General features: G+C 66.2%; 2 protein-coding genes and 3 tRNA genes. All 5 read right to left on the reverse strand.

Features of this window, described 5'->3' with window-relative positions; genetic code table 11:
- A partial coding sequence (locus DM374_RS24405; RefSeq protein ID WP_177431602.1) for a non-ribosomal peptide synthase/polyketide synthase occupies positions 1–11,304 on the reverse strand: 11,304 nt, incomplete at its 3' end.
- 93 nt (positions 11,305–11,397) lie between these two features.
- Positions 11,398–12,165: a thioesterase II family protein gene (locus DM374_RS24410; protein ID WP_110972187.1), complete on the reverse strand. Its 768-nt coding sequence runs from the start codon at positions 12,163–12,165 to the stop codon at positions 11,398–11,400.
- 270 nt (positions 12,166–12,435) lie between these two features.
- Positions 12,436–12,512 (reverse strand) — tRNA-Asp (locus DM374_RS24415).
- A gap of 99 nt (positions 12,513–12,611) precedes the next feature.
- Positions 12,612–12,688: transfer RNA gene (locus DM374_RS24420), tRNA-Asp, on the reverse strand.
- A 79-nt stretch (positions 12,689–12,767) separates the two neighbouring features.
- Positions 12,768–12,843: transfer RNA gene (locus DM374_RS24425), tRNA-Val, on the reverse strand.
- Positions 12,844–12,991 lie beyond the last annotated feature (148 nt).

Consider the following 12,991-nt stretch of genomic DNA (forward strand, 5'->3'; position numbering starts at 1 on the left):
GCCAGCGCCCGCCGCGATCAGCGCATGGCCAAGGCGGTTGGCAGCGGCGTTGAGTTCGGCGTAGGTGTCCTGACGCTCCAGGCACGAGACGGCAATACGCTCTGGATGCGCGGCCACTCGCTCTTCAAACAGCGCCACATAACTGCGTTCCAGCGGGTAATCATGAGCGCTCTGATTGCAGCCCTGCACCAGGAATTCACGCTCGGCCTCGCCCAGCAACGGCAGCTCGGCCATATCGCCATGGAAGCCTTCCACCAGCGCCAGCAGCAGGCGCTTGAACTCGGCGAGCATGCCGGTGACGGTGGATTCATCGAAGTAACGCTGGTCGTAGGACAGGTGCAGGCCAAGGTCGTCGCCCGGGTAGCAGACGGCGGTCAGCGGGTAGTTGGTGTGGGTCCGGCCCGAGTCCGAGGTGGCATTGAGGCTTTGCGCACGGTCCAGCACCGAGACTTCCACCGGGGCATTCTCGAACACGAACAGGCTGTCGAACAGCGGCATGCCCTTGGGCAGTTCGCTGTTTTCCTGGATGTTCACCAGCGGCAGGTATTCGTACTCGCGCAGTTCCATGTTGCTGTCCAGCAGGCCGGTCAGCCACTGGCGCACGCTCTGGCGCTGGCCGTCGCGCGGCAGGCCGACGCGCAGGGCAATGGTGTTGATGAACAGGCCGACGGTGCGCTGCATCTGCGGCATGTCCACCGGACGCCCGGCCACGGTGACGCCGAACAGCACGTCACGGTCGCCGCTCATGCGCCGCAGGGTCAGGGCCCACGCCGCCTGGGCGAAGGTGTTGACGGTCAGTTGATGCTGCTGCGCCAACTCGCGCAGGCGGGCGCCGTCTTTCACCTCGAGGCGGGTGTAGACGTCGCCGACGATCATGCCGCCATGCTCGCTGGCATGTTCGCGCAGATAAGGCCGGTCGCTCGGGATCGGCGTCGGCCGCTCGAAGCCGCGCAGGTTGTCGCGCCACCAGTTGCGCGCCTGCTCCAGGCCACGCTGTTGCAGCCAGCCGATGTAGTCGCGGTAGCGCGGCGGCGGCGACAGTTGTGCCTCGCGGCCCTCGCCGAGGGCCATGTAGATATCGAAGAAGTCGTTCATCAGCAGCGAACGGCACCAGGCATCGATCAGGATGTGGTGGTTGCTCATCATGAACCAGTAGTTCGCCTCGCCGACGCGGATCAGGCGCAGGTGGAACGGCGCCTGGTGCAGCAGATCGAAACCGGCCTCGCGCTCGCGCTTGTGCAGCGCTTGCAGACGCGGCTCCTGCTCATCCGCCGGCACGTCGCGCCAGTCGAGGTATTCGACGGCGGTATCGCCCGCCTTGTGGATAACCTGCAGCATGGTCTGCCCGACATCCCAGCAGAACGACGCGCGCAGCGCTTCATGACGGGCCACCACAGCCTGCCAGGCCTGGGCGAAACGCTCGGGGTCGAGGGCGCTGTTGATGCGGTAGCGGTCCTGCATGTAGTACAGGCCGGTGCCCGGTTCCAGCAGGGTGTGCAGGAGCATGCCCTCCTGCATCGGGGTCAGCGGGTAGACGTCCTCGATCCGCGCCGCCGGCACCGGCAGTGCGTCGAGTTGCACCTGGGTCAGACTGGCCAGCGGGAAGTCCGACGGTGTCAGGCCGCCATTGCCCGCGGTGACGCAGTGCTCGACCAGTGCCTGCAACTGCGCAAGGTAGGCGTTGGCCAGCGTGTCGATGGCCGCGCTTGAGTGGCGCTCGCCACTGAAGGTCCAGCGCAGCACCAATTCGCCGGCATAGACCTGGGCATCGATGCTCAGTTCGTTGGGCAGCGGCGCGTGCGGGTCATGGGCGGTGCCGGCGGACTCCTCCAGCGGACGGAACAGCGCGTCGCTGGCAAAGCTCTGGTCGAACTGGCCGAGGTAGTTGAAGGTGACCGGCGCCAGCGGCAGCGCCTGCATCGCCGCACGACTGGCGTCGTCGCCGAGATAGCGCAGCACGCCGTAGCCGAGGCCTTTGTGCGGCACCTGGCGCAGTTGTTCCTTGATCGCCTTGATCGACGCGGCGGCGTCGTTCGTCACCGGGGTCAGGCGCAGCGGGTAGGCACTGGTGAACCAGCCGACACTGCGGGTCAGGTCGATCTCGTCGAACAAGGTTTCGCGGCCATGGCCTTCAAGCTGGACCAGCGCAGACGCCTGTCCGGTCCACTGGCACAGCACGCGGGCCAGGGCGGTCAGCAGCAGGTCGTTGATCTGCGTGCGGTACGCCGCCGGGGCGTCTTGCAGTAGCTGACGAGTGCGCTGGGCGTCCAGGCGCACGCTGACGGTGGCGGCGTGCAGGTTCTGCTGGCCGCCGTTGAGGTCGGTGCCCGGCAGTTGCAGGGCGGCGCCCGCCAGTTGCGCTTGCCACCAGTCGCGTTCTTCGCGCAGCGATTCGCTCGCCGCGTAGGTGTGCAGGCGTGCCGCCCAGTCGCGCATCGCGCTGGTCTTGGCCGGCAGTTGCACGGCATCGCCGACCTGCAATTGGCGGTAGGCGGTTTGCAGGTCTTCCAGCAAGACACGCCAGGACACGCCGTCCACCACCAGGTGATGGATGGCCAGCAGCAGGCGCTGCTGGCCTTGCGGGCCGTCCACCAGCAAGGCACGCAGCAGCGGGCCGTGCACAAGGTCGAGGCTGCGCTGGGTGTCGTCGAACAGTGCCGCGCACTGGGCCATGTCGGTGACTTGCGCCACCCGCAACAGGCTATCGCCGGTGCTCTCGCTGAACTGCGCCTGCCACTGCCCGTCACGCTCGCTGAAGCGCAGGCGCAGGGCGTCGTGTTGGTGCTGCACCGCGTTCAGCGCCTGTTCCAGCAGCGAGGCCTGCAGGGTGAGGGTCGGCTCCAGCAGTACCGCCTGGTTCCAGTGCTGACGGTTGGCGATCGGAGTCTCGAAGAACCAGTGCTGGATCGGCGTCAGGCCCGAGGTGCCGCTGAGCAGGCCCTGTTCGGCGCTGACCAGTTCTTGCGTGGTGGCCACCGCCGCGAGGCTCTGCACGGTCTGGTGCTGGAACAGGTCGCGGGGGCTGAAGTGGATGCCGGCCGCACGGGCACGGCTGACCACCTGGATCGACAGGATCGAGTCGCCGCCCAGTTCGAAGAAGTTGTCGTTGAGGCCGACCTGGGCGACGTTGAGGACTTCGCCCCAGATCCGCGCCAGGGTCAGTTCCAGCTCGCTGCTCGGCGCCACATAGTGCTGGCGGTTCAGCTCCGGATCCGGCGCCGGCAAGGCGCGGCGGTCGAGCTTGCCGTTGGCGGTCAGCGGCATGGCGTCCAGCAGGATCAGGTGGGTCGGCACCATGTAGTCCGGCAGTTGCGCCTTGAGGGCCGCTTTGAGCGCTTCGCGCAGATGCGCCTGTTGCGCCTCGTCTTGATTGGCCACATCGCTGACCAGATAACCGGCCAATTGCTTGCCCGCCGGCGTTTCCAGCGCCAGCACCACCGCTTCGCGAATGGCCGGGTGGTCCAGCAGACGGGTTTCGATTTCGCCCAGTTCGATACGGAAGCCGCGGATTTTCACCTGATGGTCAACCCGGCCGATGTATTCGACCTGACCGTCGGCACGCTGGCGCACCAGGTCGCCGGTGCGGTACAGACGGCCGCCATTGCTGGCGAACGGATCGGCGACAAAACGCTCGGCGGTCAGCCCCGCCCGTTCGTGGTAACCGACCGCGAGACCGGCGCCGCCAACATACAGCTCACCGGTGGCGCCTTGCGGCACCAGCGCCAGGTCAGTGTCGAGGATATACGCCACCCGCGCGCCCACCACGCTGCCGATCGGCACACTGGCCTGGCCCTCGTCCAGCTCGGCCGGCGACAGGCAGGCCAGCGGCATGACCACGGTCTCGGTCGGGCCGTAGGCGTTGAAGAACAGCGCCGGCGCGAAGGCCGCGCGAATCCGTTGCAGGTGCTCGCCGGTCAGCGCTTCGCCACCGGTGATGCACATGCGTACCGGCAGGCGTTGTTGCTGGGTCGCCAGCCACTGCGCCAACTGGCTGCCGTAGCTCGGCGTGAAGCCGAGAATGGTCACGCCCTGCTCGCGGATCAGCGTGCAGATTTCCTCGGCGTCCCACTGACCCTGGGCACGCAGCACCAGCCGCGAACCGGTCAGCAAGGGCACCAGCAGGCGCTCGGTGGCGGCGTCGAAGTTGATCGAATAGAAATGCAGTTCGCAGTCGTCCGGGCGCATATCGAAGCGCTTGATCACCGCCTGGCAGTGCATGGCAATTTCGCCATGGCTGACCACCACGCCTTTCGGCAGGCCGGTGGAACCGGAGGTGTAGATCAGGTACGCCTGATGCTGCGGCAGGCTGATGAACGGCGGTTCGCTCTGCGGGTAGCCGGCCAGTTTCGGCAGGTCGTCTTCCAGGCTCCAGCGCGCCACGCCGTCGGGCAGTTCGCCGAGGGCGTCGAGCAGCGCCGCGTTGCTGAGCAGCAGGCGCACGCCGCTGTCCTTGATCATGTATTGCAGGCGTTCCAGCGGGTATTCCGGGTCCAGCGGCACATAGGCGCCGCCGGCCTTGAGGATCGCCAGCAGGCCGATGACCATTTCCAGCGAACGCTCCAGCGCCAGGCCGACCCGCACCTGCGGGCCGACGCCACGCTCGCGGAGCATCCAGGCCAGGCGGTTGACCTGGGCGTCCAGCTCGCCGTAGCTGAGGGTCTGGCCACGGAAGGTCAGCGCGCCGGCGTTAGGGTTGGCGTGCACGCGCTGGCTGAACAGGCTGTGGATGCATTGGTCCAGACGCTGCTCGCCCGGCTCGGCAGCGAGACTGTCGATCAGGCCCTGGCGCTCGCTGTCATCCAGCAGCGGTAGTTCGCCGAGGCGCTGTTGCGGGTTGTCCAGCAGCGCTTGCAGCAGGTTGCGCCAGTGGCCGGCCATGCGAGCGATGCGCGGCTCATCGAACAGGTCGGTGCTGTAGGTCAGGCAGCAACCCAGGCGGTGATCCAGTTCGGTGACTTCCAGGTTGAGGTCGAACTTGGTCGCTCGGGCATCGTTGACCAGGTATTCGACGGTCATGCCCGCCAGCTCGCGGCTTTGCTGGAATTCCCAGCGCTGCACGTTGCACATCACCTGGAACAACGGGTTCCAGGCGGCGCTACGCGGCGGTTGCAGGGCTTCCACCAGATGGTCGAACGGCAGGTCCTGGTGCGACTGGCCTTCGATCACGGTGTGGCGGACCTGTTCGAACAGCTCGCCGACGCTCATCTGCCCGTCGAGTTGCACGCGCAGCACCTGGGTGTTGAGGAAGGCGCCGATCAGCCCTTCGCTTTCCGGGCGGATACGGTTGGCCACCGGCGCGCCGATGCGCAGGTCGGTCTGGCCGCTGTAGCGGTAGAGCAGCACCGCCAGGGCGGCGGTCATGGTCATGAACAGGGTCAGGCCATTCTTGGCATTGAAGGCGCGCACGCGGCCGGCCAGGTCATCGGCGAGGTCGAAGCGGAACAGCTCGCCCTGGTGACTCTGCACCGCCGGACGCGGACGGTCGCCGGGCAATTCCAGCAGCGGATGTTCCTTGCCCAGTTGCGCGGTCCAGTAATCCAGTTGGCGCTGGCGCTCGCCGGATTCCAGCCACTGGCGCTGCCACACGCTGTAGTCGAGATACTGCACCGCCAGCGGTTCCAGCGGCGACGGCTTGCCGTCGAGGAAGGCTTCGTAGAGCAGGCCCAGTTCGCGGGCAAAGATGTCCATCGCCCAGCCTTCGGTGACGATGTGGTGCAGGGTCAGGACGAAGTAGTGTTCCTGCTCGCCAGCCTTGACCAGGCAGGCGCGCAGCAGCGGGCCGGTTTCCAGGTCGAACGGTGTGTGCGCTTCGCTGTCGGCGAAGGCTTGCAGACGCACCTGGCGCTCGGCAGCGGGCAGTGCCGAGATATCCAGCCATTGCATGGCCACGCCGGTCTCTTCCGAGACCTTCTGGCAGGCCACGCCGTTGACGCTCGGGAAGGTGGTGCGCAGGGTTTCGTGGCGCAGGATCAGCGCCTGCAATGCGGCCTCGAAGCAGCCGATATCGAACGCGCCACTCAGACGCGCCATGCCGCCGACGTTGTACGCCGGGCTGTCCGGCTCCATCTGCCAGAGGAACCACATGCGCTGTTGCGAGTAGGACAGCGGCACCGTCTGGCGGCGATCGACCTGGCCGATCGGCTGCTGGCTGTTGCGCTCGCCGGCGGCGTGCAGGGCCGCGACACGGGCGGCGAAATCGCCCAGTTCGCGGTGCTCGAACAGCACCCGCAACGGCAGCTCGACGTCGCAGCTCTGACGCACGCGGGAAATGATCTGGGTCGCCAGCAGCGAGTGGCCGCCCAGTTCGAAGAAGTCATCGGCAAGGCCGATGCGCGGCACGCCCAGCACGTCGCGCCAGATCGCGGCGATGCGCTGTTCCAGCTCGGTTTGCGGCTCGATGTGCTCGCGGGATTGCCATTGCGGTTCTGGCAGCGCACGACGGTCCAGCTTGCCGCTCGGGCCGAGGGGCATGGCGTCGAGGCGCATCAGTTGCGCCGGCACCATGTATTCCGGTAGTTCCAGCGCCAGCTCGGCCTTGAGTCGCGCCACTTGCGCGGCCTCGCCCTCCTCGCTCGCCTCGGCGGTGAAGTAGCCCACCAGTTGCGGGCCGGCGACGGTTTCGCGAACCAGCACCGCCGCCTGTCCAACGCCTTCCAGCGCCAGCAAGCGCGCTTCGATTTCCTGCGGTTCGACGCGGAAGCCGCGCAGCTTTACCTGATGGTCGAGGCGACCGAAGTATTCCAGCGCGCCATCGGCGGCCCAGCGCACGCGGTCGCCGGTGCGGTACAGACGAGCGCCCGGCTCACCGGCAGCGTCCGGCACGAAGCGTTCGGCGGTCAGCCCGGCACGGCCCAGATAACCGCGAGCCAGACCGATGCCGCCGATGCACAGCTCACCGGCGACGCCTTCCGGCTGGGCATTCAGCTCACCATCCAGCACGCGGCAGATCACGTTGCCCAGCGGGCGGCCAATCGGCGAACGCGCGCCATCGCTGGTCTGGCAGTGCCAGTGAGTGACGTTGATCGCGGTTTCGGTCGGGCCGTAACGGTTGTGCAATTGCGCGTTGGGCAGTTGCGCCAGGACGCGGTTGCGCAGCTCGGCGGGCAGCGCCTCACCACCGGAGAACACCCGGCGCAGGCTGTCGCAGCCGGCGGTCAGCGGCTCGTCGATAAACAGTTGCAGCAGCGGCGGCACGAAGTGCAGCGTGGTCACGCCATGCTGCCGGACCAGTTGGGCGATGCGGTGCGGATCGCGGTGTTCGCCGGGGCCGGCGATGACCAGCGTGCAGCCGGTGATCAGCGGCCAGAAGCACTCCCACACCGACACGTCGAAGCTGATCGGCGCCTTCTGCATCAGCACGTCGGCATCGTTCAACTGGTAGGTGGCCTGCATCCATTGCAGGCGCTCGGCCAGGGCCGCGTGAGTGTTGCCAACCCCTTTCGGCTGGCCAGTGGAACCGGAGGTGTAGATCACGTAGGCGAGGTTGTCGCCATGCAGGTGCAGGCCCGGTGCGTGGCTCGGCCAGTTGTCCAGTTTGAGGGTGTCGAGGGCGATGGCGCTGACGCCTTCAGCGCTCGGCATGTCGCCGAGCAGATGGCTCTGGGTCAGCAGCAGCGACACGCCGCTGTCGGCCAGCATGTAGGCCAGGCGCTCGCTCGGGTAATCCGGGTCCAGCGGCACATAGGCGCCACCGGCCTTGATGATCGCCAGCAGGCCGACCAGCAGTTGCGGCGAACGCTCCACGGCGATCGCCACTTTCACATCCGGGCCGACGCCCTTGTCGCGCAGGTAGTTGGCCAGGCGGTTGGCCTGAACGTGCAGGCCGGCAAAGTCGAGGCTGCCGCCGTCCCACACCAGCGCGGTACGCTCGGGGCTGCGCAGGGCCTGTTCATTGAGCAGTTCCGGCAGCCAGCGGCTGGCCGCAGTGCAAGGCGCGACGCTCCAGTCTTGCTGACGGGCCACTTCGGCGGCGTCCAGCAGTTGCAGGTCACCGAGGGCGATATCGGCGTCGGCGCTGACTTGGGTCAGCAGGCGCACGTAATGCGCGGCGAGGCGGACGATGGTCGCGCGCTCGAACAGTTCGTCGGCGTAGTCGAACGACAGGCTGATGCGCCCGTTGCGGTCCTCTTCACTGTGCAGTTGCAGGTCGAACTTGGCTTCGCGGCTGTGCCACGGCAACTCGTCGGCGAGCAGGCCCGGCAGGCGGCGCAAGGCGCTCAGGTCGCGCTGCTGGTGGTTGAACATGACCTGGAACAGACCCTGTTCGCGGGCCTGGGGAAAGGCCTCGACCAATTGGTCGAAGGGCAGGTCCTGATTGGCCTGGGCTTCCAGCGCGGTCTGTCGGGTGCGGGCCAGCAGTTGCGCGAATGGCAGGCGTGCTTCCAGCTCGGCGCGCAGCACCAGGGTGTTGATGAAGAAGCCGATCAGGCCCTGGGTTTCCAGGCGCGGACGGTTGGCGCCAGGGACGCCGATGCGGATGTCGGTCTGGCCGCTGTAGCGGTGCAGCAAGCTCTGGAAGCCGGCCAGCAACAGCATGAACGGCGTCGATTGATTGCGTTGTGCCGCGTCTTTCAGCGCGCTGCTCAACTCGGCGCTCAGACGCAGGCTGTAACGCGCGGCGCTGTGTTGCTGGCGGGCGGAACGCGGATGGTCGGTGGCGAGACTCAGGCTCGGCTGCTCGTCACCCAACTGCGCTTTCCAGTAATCCAGTTGGCGCTGGGCTTCACCGCGAGCCAGCCACTCGCGCTGCCACTGACCGTAGTCGGCGTAACGCACCGGCAGCGGCTCCAGCAGCAGCGGCTGGTCTTGCACGGCGGCGGCATAGAGGCGCGAGAACTCGTCGATCAACACGTTCAGCGACCAGCCGTCAGCGATGATGTGGTGCATGGTCACTAGCAGTTGATGCTCCTGCTCGTCCAGGCACACCAGTTGCACCCGCAGCAGCGGGCCGTTTTCCAGATCGAACGGCAGGCACGCCTGTTCCTCACGAATCGCCAGGGCGCGGGAGCGGCGCTCATCGTCTTCAAGTTCGCTGAGGTCAATACGCGAGATTGCCAGCGGGCTGGCGGCGTCGATCCGCTGCAAGGCCACGCCGTCGTCTTCGTAGAAGCGCGTGCGCAGCGATTCGTGGCGCTCTACCAAGTGCTGGAAGGCGCTGCGCAGGGCGTTTTCGTCCAATTCGCCACGCAGGTTCAGGCCCGCAGGGATGTTGTAGGCGCTGCTTTGCGGGTCGAGTTGCCAGGTGAACCACAGGCGGTTCTGTGCCAGGGATTGCGGCAGCCCTTCGTCGCCGGCCAGGCGGGCGATGCCGTCCTGGGTTTGGGCTCCGGACTGCACGCCTTCAATGGCGGCAACGAAACCTTCGAGGGTCGGCGCTTCAAACAGCAGGCGCAGGTTCAACTCGATGCCCAGCGCTTCACGCAGGCTGGCGACCACTTGTGTCGCCACGATGGAGTTGCCGCCCAACAGGAAGAAGTGATCGTCGGCAGCGAGGTCTTCGACCTGCAGGTGCTCGCGCCAGGTGCGCGCCACCAGTTCCTGCAGATTGGACTGGGCCAACACCGCGTCACTGGCCTTGGTCGCGCCCGCTTGCTGCGGGAACACCGCGTAGCTGTCGAGGCTGCCATCGGCCAGGCGGGTGCGGCAGGCGGAGCGTTGCAGCTTGCCGCTGGAGGTCTTCGGCAAGGCGCCGGGATTGAGCAGCACCACCACGCTCGGGGCTTGCTGGAAGGCGTCGGCCACGGCATGGCGCAGGCGCTTGATCAACTCGTCGGCAGGTACGCTTTTCTGCACGGCGCGGCCGATTTCGGCGGCGATGCCGATACCCTCGACACCGTCCTGGGTGACCGCGAAGGCGGCGATGCGGCTCTTGCGCACCACGTCCACTTCACGCTCGATGGTCTGTTCGATGTCCTGTGGATAAATGTTCTGGCCGCGGACGATCAGCATGTCTTTCAGGCGACCGGTGATGTACAGCTCGCCGTCGCGGATGAAGCCCAGGTCACCGGTGCGCAGCCAGGTCTGGCCGGCATGCTGGACGAAGGTCTTGGCCGTGGCCTCGGGGTTGCGCCAGTAGCCGTGGGCAATGCTCGGGCCGCAGGCCCAGACTTCGCCGACCTGGTTTTCGCCCAGTTCCGCCAGGCTTTGTGAATCGGCGATCAGCACGCCGTGTTCCGGCTGGCTGGTGCCGCAGCTCATCACCGGGCTGCCCTGCCCCGGCTCGGCGGTATTGCGCGCCAGCGCCTGCTCGTCCAGACGCAGGTGCGGAATGCCCTGGCCACGCTTGCCGCCCGCGACGAACAGGGTCGCCTCGGCCAGGCCATAGGAAGCGAAGAAGCTGCTGGCGTTGAAACCGCAGCCGGCGAACTTCTCGGCGAACGCGTCAAGGCTGTCCAGGCGGATCGGCTCGGAGCCGGAATAGGCCACACGCCAGCCACTCAGGTCGAGCCGGGCCAGCGCCGAATCGCTGACCCGTGCGGCGCAGAGCTGGTAGGCGAAGTCCGGGCCGCCGCTGATGGTGCCCTTGTAGTCGCTGATCGCTTCCAGCCAGCGCAGTGGCCGGCTCAGGAAGTACGCCGGGGCCATCAGCACGCACGGCACGCCGCTGAAGATCGGTTGCAACAGGCCGCCGATCAGGCCCATGTCGTGGTACAGCGGCAGCCAGCTGACGATTACGTCGTCCGGGTTGATGTCGATGCCAAAGCCATGGCGGATCAGTTTTTCGTTGGCCACCAGATTGCCGTGGCTGACCTGCACGCCCTTGGGCAGCGCGGTGGAACCCGAGGTGTATTGCAGGAACGCGATGTGCTCGCCGGTCAGTTCCGGTGCTTGCCAGGCATCAGCCGGCGCGCTGTCCAGGGTATCGACGCAGAGCAGCGTCGGAGCGCCGTCGGCGGCCAGTTCTGCTACTTCCAACAGGCTCTCGCGCAGGGCCGAGGCAGTCAGCACCAGGCTCGGCTCGGCGTCGGCGATGATCGACAGCAGGCGCTCCTGGTGATGCCGGCGATTGGACTCCGGCGGATAGGCCGGCACCGCGATCACGCCGGCGTACAGGCAGCCGTAGAACGCCGCGACGTAGTCCGGGCCACTGGGAAACAGCAGGATCGCCCGGTCACCCAGCGTGGCCTGGGACTGCAGGGCCGCAGCGATGGTCCGCGCACGCAGGTCCAGGTCACGGTAGGTCAGCACGAGGCCCTGGTCCTTTTCGTCGGAAAGAAACCGCAGCGCCAGTTTGTCCGGCGTCTGTGCGGCGCGACGTTGAAGGGACTGAGCCAGGGTGGCTGGGAGTTCAAACGCATCCATGATGGGTTCCTGCTAGATTCGGCTTGGCAAAAAAGGGGTCGGGGTATCGAAAAGAAAACGCGCCTGCGGCGGCCGGCGCGTGTGCAGCAGTGCGGCTCAACCGGCCGCGCGGGCGGGTTGCAGGGCCTTGCGGTTGCGCCAGCGCGCCAGATGCTGGTCGGCGTAGCGGCGCAACTGGCGCAGGAGGTGGGCCTGTTCGTCGATCAGGTAGAAGTGATGACCTTCGAACATGTCGAGGGAGAAACCGGTGCTGGTCTCCTCCTGCCAGTCGAGCAGTTCCTCGACCTTGACCGTGTCGCGCTTGCCGCCAAACACATGGATCGGCACTGCCAGCGGCTCGCGCCGGCCATAGGCGAAGCTGCCGCAGAGCAGGAAATCGGCGCGCAGGATCGGCAGGATCAGTTCGAGCAGTTCTTCGTTGGCGATCACGCTTTCGCTGGTGCCGCCCAACTCACGCAGGCGGGCGATCAGTTCGGCGTCGCTTTTCTCGATGGCGTATTCACTGACATCGCGCCGGGCCGGACCTGCCGTGGCCGAGGCGAACAGCGCCAGCGGCGCCGGCAGGCCGCGCTGGCGCAGGACGTGGGTCAGCTCGAAGGCCAGCAGGCCGCCGAGGCTATGGCCGAACAACGCGTAGGGACGGTCCAGCTCGACGGCGATTTCATCGGCCAGATGATTGGCGAGCGCCACCATGTCGGTCTGCAGCGGCTCGTCCATGCGCATGCCACGCCCCGGCAGCTCCAGCGGGCGCACCCGCAGCCAGGCCGGAAGCTTCTGCCGCCAGGGGCTGTAGCACATGGCGCTGGCGCCGGAATAAGGCAGGCAGAACAGAGTCAGGCCGGGTGCTTCGCGATCGATGCCCATTTATCGTTTTCCTGTGGATGCACGCCCCGGCCATGACAACGGCCGGGCTTGTCTCCAAAAAGAACGGATGGGGGGTGGAAATAATTAGTCGCAACTGGGGGGCGTATTGCAGGGGCTACGCCGTGGGTTGACGCGGAACCTGTAGGAGCGGCTGTTAGCCGCGATGGGGGCGGCATTGGCGCTGAAAAATGAAACAACAGAAACGAAAAAAGCGACCCTAAGGTCGCTTTCTTCGTTGCTTCGAGGAGTTCAAGGGCCTCGAGGCGAGTATGGCGCAGCGGACGGGACTCGAACCCGCGACCCCCGGCGTGACAGGCCGGTATTCTAACCGACTGAACTACCGCTGCGTATCTCACAGACTTTCGTCCGTTTGAAACTGGGATCTGGCCTGAAGGCTTCGAGACCTTCGGACCTCAAACCGGCGGTTAAACCGATCTGGAGAAAAATGGCGCAGCGGACGGGACTCGAACCCGCGACCCCCGGCGTGACAGGCCGGTATTCTAACCGACTGAACTACCGCTGCGCAGTGTGGACTTGCGTCCTGTTCCTCTCTGGTAGATCGCTTCTTTCGAATCGACCCGGGCCAGGAACATCTCAGGAAGTGGTGGGTGATGACGGGATCGAACCGCCGACCCTCTGCTTGTAAGGCAGATGCTCTCCCGGCTGAGCTAATCACCCAATTCGTAACCTGTGTTGCCTTGTTACGTTTGCTTCGCTGAGGCCGCGAAATTTACGCAGGTGCCGAACCTAAGTCAATACCCCCATTGAAGTTTTTTTCAAAAAAGACATTTTCAGCTTCAAGCTTCTAGCCGCAAGAAGAAGCAAA

The sequence above is a fragment of the Pseudomonas huaxiensis genome (assembly GCF_003231275.1).
GTDB classification, from domain to species: Bacteria; Pseudomonadota; Gammaproteobacteria; order Pseudomonadales; family Pseudomonadaceae; genus Aquipseudomonas; species Aquipseudomonas huaxiensis.